General features: G+C 56.7%; 3 protein-coding genes. All 3 read left to right on the plus strand.

Annotated features, from left to right (window positions below; all coding sequences use genetic code 11):
- The first annotated feature begins 19 nt into the window (after positions 1–19).
- The 3 genes from L6439_RS12280 to L6439_RS12285 are packed head-to-tail and all read left to right on the plus strand — an operon-like array spanning position 20 to position 19,719.
- The gene (locus tag L6439_RS12280; protein ID WP_213471181.1) at positions 20–3,799 is read left to right on the plus strand and encodes a condensation domain-containing protein; all 3,780 of its coding nucleotides are present in this window, start codon (positions 20–22) and stop codon (positions 3,797–3,799) included.
- Positions 3,780–6,242, plus strand: coding sequence for a non-ribosomal peptide synthetase (locus tag L6439_RS29305; RefSeq protein WP_168182474.1), 2,463 nt, complete (start codon positions 3,780–3,782; stop codon positions 6,240–6,242). The genes L6439_RS12280 and L6439_RS29305 overlap by 20 nt, the downstream gene beginning before the upstream one ends.
- Entirely contained in the window at positions 6,235–19,719 is a 13,485-nt protein-coding gene (locus L6439_RS12285; protein WP_213471180.1) for a non-ribosomal peptide synthetase, read from the plus strand. Before L6439_RS29305 ends, L6439_RS12285 begins: the two co-directional genes overlap by 8 nt.
- Positions 19,720–19,800: the final 81 nt, after the last annotated feature.

The raw sequence follows: 19,800 nt of genomic DNA on the forward strand, positions 1-19,800 counted from the left end.
AAGGGAGGAACTATATTATATGACGATTCACACCTGGCTCGAGGATCGGATTCGCCGCACGCACCCAATAAAAAATGTAAAAGTTTTCATTCATGAGAAACAGCCGCCTCCGATTATTCGGGATGATCTTGCTGCTCGCCCCCCTGCATCCTTCGTGTTGAACCAACAAGGGCATTTTCAATTGTCACATGCGCGGAGGCGGAATCAGATCCGCCCCCGGCATCCCCAATCCCCACAATCGATTTTGATAGGCAGCCCCCTCGAGCGGCTGCATGGCGATCCGCGGACATTGGCCGAAGCTTTCGAGCTCACCGTTCGAAGGTATCCGGATAGGAAGCTCCATTATAAATCGCGCCCCGGTGAAGAGCGGACATCGAGCTATGCGCAATTACGGCATGAGGCGGAGCGCATGCTTGGAGGGTTGACCCGCCTCGGCCTGGCTCCGGGGGATGCCGTCCTCCTTCAGGTGGAGCGCATTGACCGCTTTGTGCCTTTGTTCTGGGCTTGCGTCCTGGGCGGATTCATGCCGGCTCCGCTGAGACCCGCCTTGCATTTGCCCCCGGAACATGCGGAACGAGGCAAGCTCGAACAGGTCTGGAGGCTGCTGGAGCGGCCGCTCATCATAAGCGATGATCCACTCGCAGCGGCGGCAGTGAATCCGGGAATAGACTGGAAGATCCTGTCTCCGGAGCAGTTGCTTCCACACGAACCGGCAGCGAATCGGCATTCCGCCGAACCGGGCGATCCTGCGCTGTATCTGTTTACATCCGGCACCACGGGCACTCCTAAATGTATAAGCTATCGGCATTCGCAGGTGCTTTCGAATATTTTTGGCATTCGGCAGCATTTGGGACTGACCGCGGATGAAGTGACGCTGAACTGGATGCCTCTGTATCATGCGGGAGGGTTGCTCACCAATCATATCCTGGGCGTAGTCATCGGCAGTGAACAGGTCCTGGGCTCGGTGGATCGTTTCCTGGCTTCTCCCGTGTCGTGGCTCGATGACATGGAACAGCATCGCGTTACTTTTACCTGGTCGCCCAATTTCGGCTATAGCCAAATTAACCAATTGGGTGACGGCCTTGACATCGGCGGCCGGGATTTATCCTCTGTCCGCATCATCTTGAATGTGGGACAGCCTATTTCGGTGGAGACGGCGCAAGCTTTTTTGCGACGGTTGTCACCCTGCGGACTGTCTGCGGCAAGTATTGTGCCCGCTTACGGGATGACCGAGTTCTCGGGAAGCTTATGCTTCAATACAGCATTCGACCCGTCTACATCTGCTGGCGTCCGCTATGTTCACAAGGAGTCTTTGACGGGGGAGCTGGCGTTTGCCCGCGCGGGCGAGTCCAAGGACAGCGTCGCCTTCGCCGAGATTGGGACGGTGATTCCGGGCGTCACGCTTCGCATTGTCGATCAGGATGAGGAAGTGCTCCCGGAAGGCTGTGTGGGCCGGATTCAACTGCAAGGGGAGACGATCATTGACGGTTATTACAAGAATGAATCCGCGACCAGAGATGCCTTCAACGCCGAAGGGTGGTTCGAGACCGGAGATCTCGGCTTCATGCGAGACGGCCAGCTGACGCTGACAGGCAGGGAGAAGGACGTTCTCATTGTAAATGCCAAAAACGTATATAACTTCGAGGTCGAGTCTGCTCTGGCGGAAGCTTATGGAATCGATCACGCCTATACTGCCGCGGCCGGCCTGCCCGGAGGAGAGGAAGGGAATGATCAGCTGGTGCTGTTCTTCTCGCCCATGGATGACGACATGGAGCTGACGCTGTTGATGATCCAGGAGCTCAGAGGAATCATTTCCCGGCAGTTCGGCGTCAATCCGCGTTATATTATTCCGGTCAGCAAGGAGAAGTTCCCGCGCACACCTACCGGCAAAGTTCAGCGGCGGCAGCTCGTGGACGAGCTGCTGGAAGGACATTTCGATGAGCTTGCGGACACCATCGATTCATTGCTCGAGTATCGCCTCCAGCAACACAGGCTGCTTGGGGAATCTGGTCTTGCCGCCATGGCTGCGGCTGCTTCGAAGCACGGACAGCCAGAGCCTGCGATGGACATAACAGAAGGACAGGGAATCGTTGCGATCTATTATTCCTCCGAAGATAGGCGGTGTACGGAGTCCGCGATTTATGTCACCGCCCGGAACGGTCTGAAGGAACTGCAGGCCAGCCCGGGCCGGATCGAAGTGTACCGGCAACCAACGGATGCGGAGGAAAAGGATGCCGGCCGCGAAGCCGCAGGTTTTCTGCTTGAATGCTACCGAAAACTACTGGGAGTCTCGCATGTATCGGAGCAAGATGATTTTTTTCAACTGGGCGGCGACTCGCTCCGCATGTCGAAGCTGCTGTCCATGATTGCTTCCCAATATGAGGTTGCCGTATCGCCCCGCCAATTCTTTGACAATTCGTCGGTTGCCGGTCTGCTTCAGGCCATGAAGCAGGCGAAGCGGCTGGACAATGGCACGGCGATCACGGCACAGGCACGGGAAGGCGGCCGTCTGCCGCTTACCCTCAAACAAAAGAGCCAATGGATTTTGCACATGATTGCACCTGGCAGTCCCTTCTATACACACACCTTTTCCCTCTCCTTCGAAGGAATGTTCCATCTTGAGAAGCTGCGGGACAGCCTGCGTCGGCTGATCGAACGGCATGAAGCGCTGCGCGTACGATTCGGGATCATGGACGGGGAACCTTATCAGTATATTATCAAGCCGTATAATCCGGATTTGCAAATGATAGACATGAGCGGTTGGGATGAAGCGGATCGAGTCATGAAGCGAAAGGAATGGATTCGGCGGGAAGCGAATACGCGGTTCGATCTCCTGAATGAGTCGTGTCTGCGGCTGTCCCTTATTGTGGGCGGAGAGCAGGAGCATACGCTCGTGGTATCGATGCATCACATTATGTCCGACGGCTGGTCCGTAGAGGTGTTTGTCAGAGAACTGATGGAGATGTACGAAGGGGAGAATAGCGGGGGAGTCAGGCCGGGCTCTCGTCAGGTCTCTTATTCCGATTATGTAATATGGCAAGCTTCTTTGGAACAGGACCCTTCCTCCCGGTTGTGGACACTGGCTGAGTATTGGCAACGAACCTTGGCGGAACCGCTGCCGGTCTTGCAAATTCAGCCGGATCTGCCGCCGCCGCAAACCCGCTCTTACGCCGGGAACACGATCGAACGAATTGTGGATTCCCGCTTGACTTCGCTGGCCCTGGACCAAGCGGGCCGCTCGGGCGTAACCCTGTTCATGCTCTTGCTTGCGATCTACTCCTATCTCATGCATCGGTTCACGAAGCACTCCACGATTCCGATCGGCACCGTCATGGCGAACCGGGAGCGGCCGGAGATGGAACGCCTGATAGGCTTCGTGGCCAATACCGTTCTTCTATGCGTCCACATCTCCGATGACATGACTTTTGACGGCTTGCTGGAACAGGTAAAAGACGTGGTGGCCGAAGCCTATCAGCACCAGGAGGTGCCCTTTGAGATGGTACTGCCTAGGCTTTCCCCGGCTTCAGCGCCGGGAGCTGCCCCTGGATTCCAGGTTATGTTTACACTGCAGAATGAATTCACTCCTCATTACCAACTCCAGAACGCTGCTGCACATCTTGTGATCGAAACGGGCAATACGGCGAAATACGACCTGATACTGCACGTTTATGAAGATAGCGATTTTCTCAGACTTCGCATGGAATACAACACGGATTTGTACAAGGAAGACACGATCGAACGATTGCTCGACTTTTACATAACGATGTTGGAAGGAGTTGTTGAACATCAAGCTGTCTAGTCTGAATCTGATTCCGGAAAAGGAAAGGCGCAGGCTGCTGCATGAATTCAACGATACTCGCGCGTCCTATCCGGACCAAGCGACACTGCACCAAGTGTTCGAGGAAAAGGCCCAAATGTTCGCAAGCCGCATCGCTCTTCGTTGCAGGGACGAGGAAATGACGTACGCCGAGCTGAACCGCCAGGCGAACGTCCTGGCTGCCGTTCTTCGGGAACAAGGAGTCAAGCCGAATCGCATTGTAGGGATTCTATGCTCAAGGTCTCCGAAAATGGTGGTCAGCATCCTGGCGGTGCTGAAAGCGGGAGGCGCCTACATGCCGATTGATCCGGAGTATCCGGAGGAACGGATTCACTTCATGCTGGAAGACAGCGGCGCAGTGCTCTGTATCGCCGAGGAGCCTTCCCTTATTCCAAAGGACGCCGGTATTCGTGTCCTGCCCTTGGGGGATGCGGCGGCGGAATGGCGTTCCCGTCACATGGATAATCCGGCTTCCGTCACCCAATCTTCAGATCTTGCCTATATCATCTACACCTCCGGTTCAACCGGGAAGCCGAAGGGCGTGATGATCGAGCATCGCAACGTGGTCAGACTGTTGATGAATGACAAGAGCTTGTTTGATTTCGGCGAAGATGACGTCTGGACGCTGTTTCACTCCTTTTGTTTTGACTTCTCCGTATGGGAAATGTACGGGGCGCTGCTGTTTGGCGGTACGCTGGTGATCGTTCCTTCTCACGTCGCCAGAGAGCCGAAGCGATTTCTGGAACTGCTGCGCAGGGAAGGAGTAACGATCATGAATCAGACGCCAACCTCGTTCTATTCATTGGCCAAGGTTGAACTGGAGCCGGGAACGAAGTCCGATCTTCGATTGCGGATGATCATTTTTGGCGGAGAGGCGCTGCAGCCGGCCCAACTTGCAGGCTGGAGAACGAAGTACCCGCATACCGCGCTGATTAATATGTACGGAATTACCGAGACGACGGTGCATGCCACCTACAAAGAGATTGGCGAGCCAGAGGTGGATGGCAGGAGCAGCAGCATTGGCAGGCCGATACCCACCCTGCAAATCTACGTGTTGGACGAGGATCGCAGCCTTGTCCCGATCGGCGTGGAGGGGGAGATCTATGTTGGCGGCGAAGGCGTGGCCAGAGGCTATGTGAACAGACCTGAGCTGACCGAAGAGCGCTTCGTCCCGCATCCGTTCGAACCCGGCGCCCGCCTGTACCGGTCCGGTGACCTGGCCCGCTGGAATACGAATGGCGAGCTCGAATATGTGGGAAGAATCGATCATCAGGTCAAAATCAGGGGCTTCCGGATTGAACTGGGGGAAATCGAAGCAAGACTGCTGCAAATCCCGGATATTCAGCAGGCCGTGGTCGCCGTAAAGAAAGATCCGGCTGGCGAGGACAAGATTTGCGCCTATTATGTATCGGAGCGGGTGCACCGCGCATCGGAATTGAGAGCCAGCCTATCCAGGCATTTGCCGCAGTACATGCTGCCTGCCTATTATTTTCCGCTGGCCAGCATCCCGATGACCTCGAATAACAAGGTCGATGCGGGGTCGCTTCCTGCTCCCGGGGAGAGCGTCGTTCCGGACGAGGGAGCTGAACTGGTTATGCCGGAGAACGATGTAGAGCGGCATATGCTGATGATCTGGCAGAAGATGCTCCACACTTCGAACATCGGGACGGAGAGCAATTATTTCGAGCTTGGCGGAGACTCCATCCGTGCGATTGATCTTATCAGCCGGATGAACAGGGAGCTCCGAATGAGCATTCAAATTGTCGACTTATATCGGCATCCAACGATTAAAGGCCTGATCCGGAACTGCTCGTCCACGCATCCGATGGAGGAAGCCATGAAGGAGATGGAAGCGACTCTTGACCGGCAGCGGGCCGCATGGCTGGGCAATCCGGTATATCGTGCGCTGCTGCCCCCTCATACCGAGGACTTGTTCCCAATGAGCGACATTCAGCAGGGCATGGTGTTTCATTACATCAAGCATGAAGGTTCGGGGATGTACCACGACCAGTTTATTTACCGCATGAAGACGAAGATCGATTCGGCCCTGCTTCGCGAAGCGATGTCGGCGCTTGTCCGAAGACATCCCATGCTCCGGACCGGATTCAATATTTCCGATTTTCCGGTTCCGGTGCAGTACGTATGCGGACAGATTGACATTAGGGTGAACGAAGTGGCGTTGGCTTCAACCAGCGCCGAATCGGTACGGGATGAGATAACGTTGTACATGGAACAAGACCGGGCTCTTCCGTTCGTTATCCAGCAGGCCCCGCTGTGGCGCATCGTTCTGTTCACGTCGGAGCAGGAGACATACCTGGGGTGGATTTTCCATCATGCGATATTGGACGGCTGGAGCGTCGCCGTGTTGATATCGGAGCTGCTTCATATGTATGGTGTGATGAAGGGAGAGGAAGTCATTGCTTAGTCCGTTACGATCAAGCTACAAAGACTATGTTATTGAACAGCTTGCCATTGCAGCGAATGCCGATATGGCGGACTATTGGCGGAACGAGCTGCGCGGCTGCGGCAAATTCGCTTTTCCTGAACCGCCGGCGCTATCGGCTGGACAGCCGCCATACACATCGGTCACTCCGCTCTCGCCAGAGCTGCATGACAGCCTCGCATCAGCGGCGCAGCACCAGCGGGTTACCGTGAAGTCCCTATGCCTGGCCGCCTATGTGGGCACGCTTTATCAGTTTTCTTACGAGAACGATATCTTGATCGGGCTGGTGGAGAATGGACGGCCCGTCCGCGATGACGGCGCCCGCATATTGGGGTGCTTCCTTAACACGGTGCCGCTCCGTACGGCAATTCATCCGTCCATGAGCTGGGGCGAGCTTGTCCAGGCGGTACACCGCAAGCAGCAAGAGATCAAGCACTATGGAAGGATGTCGCTTGTCCAGATCCTTCATGCTGCCGGAGAGCAGAGCAGCCAGGGCAATCCGCTGTTCGATACCGCGTTTAATTTTATCGACTTCCATGTGTATGAATCCGTTCAGCCCGGGCTTTTCGAATTTATGCCCTACAGTTTTGAACGCACGAATACGATGCTGGACTTCAGCGTGTCCGTTACGCTTGGGGAACTGTCCGTCAAAATGGTATCCTCCTATGAACAAAGCTTTACGGATCGAATCCTGGACGTCTATGTAAGGGTGCTTGATTGCCTTATCCACCGGGCAGAACGCATGATTGACACGGCAGATGTCATGACTCGGCAGGAAAAAGAGCTTCTTCGGTCTTTTAACGAGACCGGCGCCGAGTACCCGAGAGACGCTGCGATTACCGATCGATTCCGCCAGCAAGTATGGTTGCATGCGAAGCGGCCGGCGCTCATTATGGGAGAACGGGAGCTGACGTATGAAGAGTTGGGCGCACGGGTCGATAATTTGGCATGCAAGCTTCTGGAGGAAGGAATTGCTCCCGGTCAGACTGTCGGCCTGATTGCCGAGCGCTCCTTCGAAATGATAACCGCCATCTTCGCCATCCTGCGAATCGGCTGCGCTTATGTTCCGCTCGATCCGGAATTCCCGGCCGAACGGTTGAATCTCATCCTGGCCGACAGCCAGACCGAGTGGCTGCTCGCCGAAGACGATCTTGCCGTAGACGGATTTGGGGGGAACCGCATCTCCTTGACCCGAGGCTTGTGTGTCCCGGAGGACGGAGACGCGGACGGCGCTTCGGCCCGCAAGCTTGCGGCAATTCCGGTCTTACCGGATAACCTGGCTTACATTATGTACACGTCGGGCTCAACCGGACAGCCGAAGGGAGTGCGGACGACACACCGCAATATTGTGAAAACTTCGGTCAACAACGGCTTTAACGATATTACCGAGACGGATCGGATGCTTCAGCTTTCGAATTATGCCTTTGACGGGTCCACTTATGAAATTTACGGAGCGCTGCTAAACGGGGCAGCTCTCGTGCTTATTCCGCGTCAAGATGCGCTTAACGCGGCCGAGCTGGCGAAGACGCTGGAGCGCCAGCGAATCACGTCCGCATTTATGACATCGGTTGTTTTCAATACCGTGGTTGATTGGGATATCCAATGCCTCAAGCATGTGAGAAGGCTTTTCTTCGGCGGGGAGGCGGCTTCCAGGAGCCATGTAATCAAGGCGTTGAACTATCTCGGCGAACGGCGGATTGCGAATGGATACGGTCCGACGGAGACGACCGTCTTCGCCGCGGCCTACCCGGTGGACAAGCAGCTGCTGCAGCTTGGCTCGGTGCCGATTGGCAAGCCGGTTCACAACACGCGAGCATACGTTTTGAATCAAGCCGGGCAGCTTCAGCCGGTTGGAGTTCCAGGGGAGTTATATATCGCCGGCGAAGGGCTTGCGCAAGGTTATCTGGGGCGGCCGGATCTGACCGGCGAACGCTTCGTCCCTTGTCCTTTTGAAGCCGGAGAGCGAATGTACAAGACCGGAGATTTGGCGCGGTGGCTGCCGGATGGCAATCTCGAATATCTGGGGCGGATTGACCAGCAGGTGAAAATTCGCGGCAACCGGGTCGAGCTCGGCGAGATTGAAAACAAGCTGGCAGAGATGGAATCGATTAGAGAGGCGGCGGTCGTGGCGGAACGGGACAACCAGGGACACTCCTACCTGTGCGCCTACGTCGTTCCGGCCGATGCCTCCGCAGCTCCAGTGCTCGAGTGGAAAAGCAAACTTAGGCAAGCTCTTCCGGAATATATGGTGCCAAGCGCCTTTATCACGCTGGAGGCGCTGCCGTTGACCTTGAACGGGAAGCTGGATCGCAAGGGTCTTCCCGAAGTCCCGGCTCAACGCGGCGATAGCTATTCCGCCCCGGCCAACGCGTACGAGGCCAAGCTGGCCCGCATATGGGAAGAAGTTCTGCATATTCAGAACATCGGGATGGAGGCGCATTTTTTCGAAATCGGGGGGCAGTCACTGAAGGCCATGCTGCTTGTGGCCAAAATTCAAAAGGAAACCGGCTATAACATGTCCTTGCAGGACGTATTTCAAATGCCGACCATCCGGGAAATGGCCCGGTGGATGATGACCACGCGCCCGCCTGCTGCAGAGCACCAGATCGAGCCGGCGCCGCAGCAAGAAGTCTATCCTGCCTCTTCGATCCAAAGCCGTCTATATATCGTGCAGCAGTTCGAGAATGCGGGGACCAGCTACAATATGCCGATCATGCTCAAGCTGGACGGCGCGCTCGACGCCGCCAGACTGGAAAAAGCGCTGCACCGCTTAATCGCGCGGCATGAAGTCCTCAGGACTTCCTTCGAGATGAGAGACGGAGAACTCGTTCAGCGGGTGCATCTCCCGGACAGCATCCAGCCGTCGCTCATCCGCCACACGATAGAAGCGAGCCCGGGCGATGAAGATGCGGCATTGAGCCGCTTCGCCGGCCAATTTGTAAGACCGTTCGACTTGGCGGCGGCCCCTCTTATCCGCGCGGCGCTTCTGCGGCTGGCGCCGCAGCGCCATGTTCTGCTGCTCGATATGCATCATATCGCGGCCGACGGCATGTCCGTCGGGATTCTGCTCGACGATCTGATCGGACTGTACGAAGAGCGGGAGCTTGCGGAACTTCGCATTCAATACAAGGACTATGCCGTCTGGGAAGACGCCAGGGGCGGAAGCGGGGACGACAAGAACGAGCAATATTGGATAACCAGGTTCCAGCAGGCTCCTCCCGTGGTTGAATTGCCTACGGATCATGTGCGTCCGGCCGTGCGCACCTTTACGGGCAGCCGCATGACCGTAGAGCTGGATCCCGATCTGGCCGCGAGATTGAAGACGGCCGCAGCCGCAAGACATGATACCTTGTTCATGATCATGACGGGAGCCTACCACATCCTCCTGGCCAAATATTCAGGGGAAGAGGACATCGTTGTCGGTACCCCTTTCGCATGCCGAGAGGTTCTCAAGGAGGAGCCGGTTGCGGGCATGTTCGCCAATACGCTGGCCCTGCGGACCCATCCTTCCGCCGGGATGAAGGTTAGCGAGTATCTCGATTCTGTACGCAAGCTGGTCCTCGAGGCCTTCGAGCATGGCGCTTTTCCGTTGCAGAAGCTGATCAACCGGTTATCCCTTCCGTTCGATTCAAGCCGTCATCCGCTTTTTGATACGATGTTCGTCGTGGAGGATGAAGGAGTGGGCCGCTTTGAACTGCCAGGCCTGTCCATCGCCGCATCGGAATGGGATCATGGCACCTCTAAATTCGACATGACTTGGGTTTGCACTTCCTCCGATCAAGGGATCCAACTGGCCATCGAATATCGCAGCAACCTGTGGCAGCCGGCCACCATGCGGCGGATGGCTCAGCATTATATTCATATAGTGACGCAAATGCTGGATCGGCCCCAACTGGCCATCGGCGAGCTGGAGCTGTTGACCGAGTCCGAGAAGACGCAGCTGGAAGCATGGAATGCCACAGACATGCCTTATCCCCGTCATCTGTCCGTGGCGGAACTTTTTGAGCGGCAATGCGCCCGGAACGGGCAGGCCGAGGCGGTCGTTATGAATTCCCGAAGGCTCACTTACCAGTCCCTTAATGAGAAGGCCAACCAGTTGGCCTGGCATTTAATCGCGAAAGGCGCGAAGCCGGGGGAGACCGTTGGCCTCCTGATGAACCGTTCCCCGGAGATGATTATCGCCATCCTGGCCGTTGTCAAGACGGGAGCGGCTTATGTGCCGCTGGATCCGACCTTCCCGCCGGAGCGAATGCGATTCATGCTGAGGGATAGCGATGCCAAGCAGGTGATAGTGGCAGAGGATTACGGCATACCGGGCTTCGGAGGAGAATCGATTCCATACCGGGAGGACATCTGGGGCTCCCTGCCTGTTCATAATCCGGAGGGGAAGCATCGCCCAGTTCCCGAAGACGCTTTGTACATCATGTATACGTCGGGTTCGACGGGAATGCCCAAAGGAGTCGTAACGACCCACCGGAATGTCGTCAAGACGGTGATGAATAACGGCTATGTGGAGATTACGGGAGAAGACCGTCTCCTGCAAGTATCCAATTACGCCTTTGACGGAGCTACCTTCGATATCTACGGGGCCCTGCTGCATGGCGCGACTCTTGTTCTCATTGAACGGGACACGCTGCTTCAAGCCGCTGAACTGGCCGAAGTGATCCGCCGGGAGAACATTTCGGTGCTCTTCATGACCACGGCGTTATTTAATACGCTTGTCGATCTCGGGATGGACTGTCTGGCAGGGACAAGGAAGGTGCTGTTCGGCGGAGAGAAGGTATCGCCCAGACATGTCAGGAAGGCGGCAGCCGCGCTTGGGGAAGACCGGCTGATGCATATGTACGGCCCGACCGAAACCACCGTGTTCGCCACCTCCTGCTCCGTCGGCTTCGGAGAGCACATTCCGATCGGCAGGCCGATTCATAATACGCGGGTGTATGTTCTGAACAAGGAAGGCAAGCGGCAGCCTGTCGGCGTGCCGGGAGAATTATACATCGGAGGGGAAGGGCTGGCTCGTTCCTATCTGGGGCAGCCCGAGTTGACAGCGGCCAGATTTGTGGACGATCCGTTCAGGCCCGGATCCCTTATGTACCGAACCGGGGATCTTGTGAAATGGCTTCCTGACGGCAACCTCGAGTTCATTGAACGGATCGATCGCCAGGTCAAGATCAGGGGGAACCGGATTGAACTGGGGGAAGTAGAGAGGCATGTGCGGCTGCTTCCGGGGATTGCGGAAGCGGTTGTCGCCGCAAGCACGGACGAGCGCGGACATTCTTACTTATGCGCCTACGTGGTTCCTGACAAGAGCGGGACATTCCCTTCGGAACAACTCCCGCAATCGATTGCCGGCTGGAAGAATGAGCTGAGGCGCCAGCTTCCGGAATATATGGTGCCCGCGGTTTTTACGCGTCTGGAGACGCTGCCGCTGACGAGCAACGGCAAGGTGGACCGGGCAGCGCTGCCGGAGCCGTTCCTGTCGCGGGAGGACAATTATGTCCCGGCCGAAAATGCGGCCCAGGCAAGGCTTATTCGCATCTGGGAAGATGTGCTGGGCACAGACGGCATAGGCATCTACGATCACTTCTTCGATGCCGGCGGGCATTCGCTGAAGGCGATGCTGCTGGTTGGAAAAATACATCAGGAATTCAATGTAAAACTGTCCTTGCAGGATGTGTTTCACCTGCCGGTACTGGCGGAAATGTCGGAATGGATCCGGCGGGCCGACCTGCAAATCCATCATGCGATTGCGGCGGCGCCGGAACAATCCGCGTATCCCTTGACCGCGGCCCAGAAGCAAATCTATTACGCCCAACAGTTCGAAAATGCCGGGACAAGCTACAATATGCCGATGCTTTTCGAAATTGCGGGAGCGCTGGATACCGGTCGCCTTGAGGCCGCCTTTACTCGCGTTCTGGCGCGCCATGAAGCGCTGCGGACATCCATTCATATGGAAGCGGGCGAATTGTTCCAGCGTATTCACCGCCTGGATGAGCTGAGTTGGGAGCTTCTCAGACATGACATCGGGACAGAGACGACCGAGGACGGCCGGGGTTTCAGGGACGATCTGCCGCTGTTAACGAGATGGATGGCTTCCTTTGTCCGGCCGTTCGAGCTGTCACAGGCGCCGCTCGTTCGGGCTGCTCTGCTTAGACGATCCGCGAATCGTCATTACCTGGCATTGGATATGCACCATATCGTGTCGGACGGCGTCTCCGCCGGAGTGTTATACGAAGAACTTCTTGGACTATACCAGGGACTTCCCTTGAAGCCAATCCGTCTGCAATACAAGGATTATGCCGTGTGGGAACATCAACGGAAGGAGTCCCGCCAATTTGCGGACAGCGAGCAGTTCTGGATGGAGCAATATTCGGACTATACCGGCACGCCGGAGCTTCCGCTTGACCGGCCGCGTCCCGCCGAGCGGTCCCGTCAGGGAGACACCTTCCGGCTTGCGCTGCGGGACGATCTCTTCCGCCGCTTGCAACAGGCCGCCGCAAGTTATAACTCGACTCTTTTTATTCTGCTCGTCTCGGCGTACGGCACGCTTCTGTCCAAATATACCGGAGAAGAGGACATCGTGGTCGGAACCCCGGTTGCCGGCCGCGATCATGCGGATATCCAGTCCACGGCGGGGATGTTCGTCAATACATTACCGCTGCGCCTTCAGCCTGAGGCCAGCCTAACGGCAAGCGAGTATATCGGAAGAGTCAAGGAACGTGTGCTGGCTGCTTATGAGCACAGCGGTTATCCGCTGGCCGATATGATCGAGAAGCTGCGCATCCCGTTTCGTCCATCGCGGCATCCTCTGTTCGACACGATGTTTGTGCTCCAGGATTTGTCCATGGCCGCGAGAGAACTGCGGGATATAGCGGTTCGGCCGCTGACCTGGCAGGGGCGCGAAGCCAAGTTCGACATGACGTGGGCCTGGCATCGGGAAGACGATCGGCTTGTCGCGGATATCGAATACAGAACCGATTTGTGGGACAGGGACACGATCGAGCGGATGGCCGGGCATTTCGAGCACTTGCTCGAACAAATGCTGGATCATGGCGAGGCCAAGCTGATGGAGCTCGAACTGCTGACGCCGCCGGAGCATGACCTGCTTGCCTCGTGGAATGACACCGAAGCGGCGTATCCCCTCGAGATGACGGTCTTGTCCGCCTTCGAAGCGATCGTATCGGAACAGCCGCATCACCCTGCGCTTCGGTTTGGGGACACGAGCATTTCCTACAGGGAATTGAACGAGCGGGCCAACCGCATGGCGGCTCACCTGTGGCGGCAGGGCATCAGGCCGGGCGATGCCGTCGGGCTGTTGGCGGAACGCCGGCCGGAGATGATCATCGCCATTCTGGCGATATTGAAGACGGGTGGAGTGTACGTGCCGCTTGATTCAAGCTACCCGGAAGGAAGATTGGGCTGCATGCTGCAAGATTGCGAAGCGAGATGGCTTGTGGCCGATGCGGAGAAAACCTTGGCGAATTACGCGGGAACCGTCATTGCGCTTCGTGAACCGCAAATTTATGCCGAGGGAGCGTTCTCGTCTCCGAGAGCCCGGCCGGAAGCATCGGATCCGGTCTATATCATGTACACCTCCGGCTCTACAGGCGAGCCGAAGGGGGTGGTCACGACGCATGGCAATGTCGTGAACTTCTGCCGCAACCGGGCTTTCGTAGATATCGGCCCGGGGGACACCATCCTTCAATTGTCCAACTACGCCTTTGACGGATCGATCTTTGATATTTTTGGAGCGCTGCTTAACGGAGCGACACTGGTAATGATGACGAAGCGGCAATTGCAAGATGTATCCTTGCTGGCCAAGCTCCTGGCCGATGAGTCGATTACCGTCTTGTTCATGACCACCGCGTTATTCAATACGCTGGCGGATTATGACATGATCAGCCTCCAGGGCGTGCGCAAGCTGCTGGTCGGAGGGGAGGCGGCGTCGCTCAAGCACATCCTCAAAGGATTGGACGAACTGGGAGAGGGACGGATTCTGAATTGCTACGGCCCGACGGAAACGACGGTAATGGCCACGATGTATGAGGTGGACAATCGGGTAAGGGAGACCAAGCGCGTGCCGATCGGGCGAGCTGTTCATAATGTCCGTATATACGTGCTGAACCGGTGGGACAAGCTTCAGCCGATCGGCGTTCCGGGCGAGCTGTGCATTGCCGGCGACGGACTCGCTGCAGGCTATCTGGGAAGGCCGGAGCTGACGGAGGAGAAGTTTGCCAGCGGCGTGGTGCCGGGAGAGGATCGCATCTACCGGACGGGAGATCTGGTGCGTTGGCTGCCGGACGGGAATCTCGAATATATAGGCAGGATCGATCGGCAAGTCAAAATACGCGGCAACCGGATTGAACTCGGAGAGGTGGAGGAAGCCGTCGCGTCCTTGTCAATGGTAAGCGAAGCGGCGATCGTTGCGCACCGGGACGAGCAGGGCCATTCCATGCTGGCCGCCTATGTGGTGCCGACAGGCAATATCTCCGGAGCAACCGAAGATTTCGAAGCCGCTTGGAGGACGGAACTGAAGCGGCGGCTGCCGGAATACATGCTTCCTTCGGTATTCATTGTGCTGGACGCCATGCCGCTCACGCCGAACGGCAAGGTGGATCGGCAAGCGTTGGCCAAGCCCGAGCTTGTCGGATCGGCTTCTCGCAGCGCCCCTTCCTCCGCTGCGGAAAAGGAGCTTGCCGCACTGTGGTCAGAGCTCCTCGGGGCAGCTTCGATCGGGTCTCAAGACCATTTCTTCGAGCTGGGAGGCCATTCGCTGAAGGCGATGGCGCTGGTAGCGCAAATCAGCAAGCGCTGGGGCGTGAAGCTTTCCCTGCCGGAATTGTTCCATGCCGCCACGCTGGGTGAGATGGCCCGCTTGATCGAGCAGAGCGCGGCGGAGGAATACGAAGCTATCCCGCATACGCCGGAGCAAGCAACATATCCGGTCTCGTCGCCGCAAAAGAGGCTTTATCTCGTCGAGGAGTTCGAGGAGACAGGAACGAGCTACAATATGCCGGTGGCGCTAAGGCTGACGGGGAATGCCGATGCGAATAGACTCGAGCTGGCGCTGCTAGGTTTGATTCGCCGCCATGAAGCGTTGAGAACAAGTTATGTGATGATGGACGGCGAGATCAGACAGCGCGTTCATGCGATGACCGAAATCAGTTGGCGGATCGACAGGGTGCCTATGTCGAACTTGACAGCAGGCCTGTCCGGCGACGCTCTGATCCATTCCTTGATCCGCGGTTTTGTGCGCCCTTTTGATCTGAGCGCGGCACCGCTGCTGAGAGCGGCTCTGTACACCCTTTCCGAGGGTGAGCATCTATTCATTATGGATACTCATCATATCGTCTCGGATGGAATGACGACAGGAATTTTATATCGGGATCTCATCAAGCTGTATCAGGGAGACGCGCTGGATGCGATGCGGATTCAGTTCAAAGATTACGCCGTCTGGCTGGAGAATCGTCACAAGGAAGCCGCCCGCTTGGCCAGTGAGCGGTACTGGCTTGACAAATTCAAGGAAGCGCCTCCCGTTATCGATGTGCTTACGGAAGGAATCCGCCCGCCGCGGCGTCAATTCGCCGGCGGTACGCATGCGTTTGAACTGGACCCGGAATTGTCCCGGAAGCTGAAGGACCTCGCGGCACAATCGAATGCGACGCTCTTTATGGTGCTGTTGGCCGCCTATTATGTGCTGCTGTCCAAATATACGGGAGAAAAGGATATTGTCGTCGGCACGCCTATTGCCGGAAGAGATCACGCGGATGCCGCTTCCGTGGCCGGCATGTTTGTCAATACGCTTGCGCTGCGGCATGCGCCGGAAGGCCGCTATCAGGTTCAGGAATGGATCGAGCGGGTTCGCGAGGACACGCTGCTCGCCTTTGAGCACGGGAGCTATCCGTTGGATGAACTGATTGAGAAGCTGCGCATCGAACGGGATCCGAGCCGCAACCCTTTATTCGACACGATGTTTGTCCTGCAGGATGCGAAGCCTGAGACGATTCATCTGCCTAATCTGAGCATTGAGCCGATCGAGTGGCATAGCGGCATGGCCAAGTTCGACATGACCTGGGTCGTGGATGAAGATACAGACCTCCTTCGCATGACGGTCGAGTATAGAACCGACTTATATTCGGCCGCTCAGATAACACGGATGACAGAGCACTATGCGCATGTCCTGAGCCAGATGGCCGATCGTCCCGCTATGCTCCTGCGCGAAGTGCGCTTGATTACGGATGAGGAAGCGAACCGGATTTTGCATGAGTTTAACGATACCGATGCCGATTATCCGCGAGAGGCCACGATCCATCAGCTGTTTGAAGCGCAGGCGGCCCTCCGGCCGCAGCATCCGGCGCTCCGGTTCCTGAATCAATCCATAACGTATCAGGAGCTTGACGCGCTGGCTGAGCGGCTGGCGGATGCGCTTCGCTTCCAAGGAATGCGTCCAGGGGACCGCATCGGTCTGCTGGCGGACCGGTCTATCGAAATGATCGCAGCCATTATCGGAATTTTGAAGGCGGGCGGCGCCTACGTGCCTATCGACCCTTCTTACCCGGATGAGCGAGTGTCCTATATGCTCGATCATAGCGGCGCCCGCATCGTGATCGCCGCTTCCGGCAGAAGCATCTCCGGCTATGCCGGCCTGACGATTCCATTGGACGGGGACGCCTGGGCCGAATGCGTCCGCGCGGCCGGCGCCGCAGAGCCCGCACAGGCCGAGATTCCGCCGGATCCAGCCGCTATGCCGGCTTATGTCATGTATACTTCCGGCTCCACGGGCAAGCCCAAAGGCGTGATTACGACGCATCGGAACATTGTCAAGACGGTTCGCAATAACGGTTTTATCGCGCTGGGCGCGGAGGATCGCATCCTTCAGCTGTCCAACTATGCCTTTGACGGCTCGACCTTTGAGATTTTCGGCGCATTATTGAACGGCGCCACGCTTGTGCTTATCGCCAAAGGCGACGTCCTGGATATGGCTGAACTGGCGGCAATGATCGAAAGGGAGCGCATTACGTCCTTTTTTGCAACCGCCAGCCTCTTCAATGCTATGGTCGACTACAATGTTGCTTGTCTTGCATCGATTCGCCGGGTATTTATAGGGGGAGAGACGGCTTCCCGAGCTCATATGCTGAGAGCTTATGAATTTCTGGGACCCCGTCGCATTGCCAACGCCTACGGTCCTACGGAGACAACGGTATTCGCGACGACGTACAACGTGGACGAAGGCCTGCAAGCTATGGACACGGTGCCGATCGGCCGTCCGATTCATAATACGAAGACCTATGTTGTCGATCCGGACGGCCATTTATTGCCGGTCGGAATCGCCGGCGAGCTCCTTATCGCCGGAGAGGGCCTGGCTCAACAGTATTTGGGAGATCCGGAGCTTACGAACGCCAGATTTGTCACCGTTCCTTGGCTGGGCGAAGAACGCGCATATCGAACGGGAGACAGAGTCCGATGGCTTGCGGATGGAAAGCTTGAGTTTATTTCCAGAATGGACGACCAGGTCAAGATCCGCGGCCATCGCATCGAGCCCGGGGAGATTGAAGCGAGGCTGCTTGAGCATCCGGGGATCAGGGAAGCGGCGGTCCTTGCCCGCAAGGAGGAGAAGGGGCATTACCTGTGCGCGTATCTCGTGTCGCCGGAAGGGTTCAACGATAAGGAGCTGCGCAAATATTTAGAAGAGCGGTTGCCGGATTATATGATTCCTTCCTACTTCGTCCCGATGGAACAGCTTCCGCTAACCCGCAATGGCAAGCTGGATCGGCGCTCTTTGCCGGAGCCGGATATCAGCCAGCTTCAGCAATCCTATGTTCCTCCCGGGACAGAAAATGAGAAAATATTGGCCGAGGTATGGTCGGAGGTGCTCGGCATCAAGCGCATCGGTATAGAGGACAACTATTTCGTGCTTGGCGGAGATTCCATTAAGTCCATTCAGATCATATCCAAGCTTGCCAAGTATAACCGCAAGCTTCAGGTCAAGCACTTGATGCTGCATCCAACCATTGCCGAATGCGCACCGTATGTGGAATACGCGGATGAGCACCGTTCAGCTGACCGGCAAAGCCCGGTAACGGGCGAGCTCCCGCTGACGCCGATTCAACGCTGGTTTTTTGAGCGGGGGTTCGAATGCGAGGAGCACTGGAACCAATCCATGATGCTGTATAACCGGCAGGGATGGGATCAGAGCACGGTAAGGAAGGCGTTCGATCGGTTGGTGGAGCATCATGACGCGCTGCGAACCAGGTTCCGCCGGGAGAAGGAAGGGATCGTCCAGACCATGTTCGGGCTGGAGGAAGGACCTTACTATGCACTCGATGTGTACGAGACGGACAGCGGGGATGAAGCCGCGGCGCGATTGGAAAGTCTGGCCTGCGAGCTCCAGTCTGCCCTGAACATAGAAAGTATGCTTATCAGGCTGGGCCTGTTCAAAACAGACCAGGGCGATCATTTGCTAATCATCATTCATCATTTACTTATCGACGGAGTATCCTGGCGCATCCTGCTGGAAGATTTTCAACAGATTTACCACTCCCTGCGCGCGGGGGAACAGCCGGCGCTTCCTCCCAAAACGGATTCTTATCTGGAATGGAGCCGGCAGCTCCTCAAATATGCGGGCGAGGAACAAGCGCTTCGCGAACTGCCCTATTGGCGCAAGCTGCACAAGCGATTCTCGGAACTTCCCGTCCGCAAGGCGGAAGCCTGCACGTACCGGAACAGCAGAACGGTCGCCATCGAGCTGGAGGAGCCGGTTACGCGCAAGCTTCTGACAGAGGCGCATCGCGCCTATCATACCGAGGTCATCGATCTGCTGCTGGCCGCTCTCGCTCTTACGTACGAGGAGGACACGGCCATTTGCCTCGAAGGACACGGAAGGGAAGAGGGCATGGTACAGGCGGACGTGACAAGAACTATCGGATGGTTCACTTCCATGTATCCTGTTTTGTTGTCCCTGCCTTCCCGCGAGTTGGCTGATGCCGTGCGAAGCGTGAAGGAAATGCTGCGCGGCATACCGGCAAAAGGGGCCGGTTACGCCATACTTAAATATTTGACGCCTGAGTTCCGCGATGAGGTGGACATCCTGCGGGAAGAGCCTGACATTGTATTTAATTATTTGGGTCAGTTCGATGACAGCACGGATGAGGACAAGCCAGCCTTGTCGCCTATGCCAATGGGGGATCTAATCAGTCCGCTGAACCAGATGTCTCATCTGGAGGAGTGGAACTGCGTCGTCAGCGAAGGCCGCTTCCGGCTTACGCTTCGTTATCATCCCCAGGCGGTGGATGAGGATACGGCGCAGCGCAGAGTGACAGCCTACGCTTCGCATCTGCTGTCCTTGATTGAGCACTGCTTGAACCGGGAAGATGAGCAGTTTACGCCTAGCGATTTTACCGATGCTGACCTGACCTTCGATGAACTGGACGACATCTCGGATATCGTCAGCAAGCTGTAAGCTTACGCGCAGGAAACGAATCTCCGCCGTGTGCGGGCCGTTTCCTGCATGTCTCCCCATGTGGTGTATGTGGGGATATCA

Source organism: Paenibacillus dendritiformis (genome assembly GCF_021654795.1).
Taxonomy (GTDB): domain Bacteria; phylum Bacillota; class Bacilli; order Paenibacillales; family Paenibacillaceae; genus Paenibacillus_B.

What these genes read in the sequence shown, in the direction of transcription:
- L6439_RS12280 (WP_213471181.1), top strand. Translation starts at nt 20, where the DNA reads ATGACGATTCACACCTGGCTCGAGGATCGGATTCGCCGCACGCACCCA.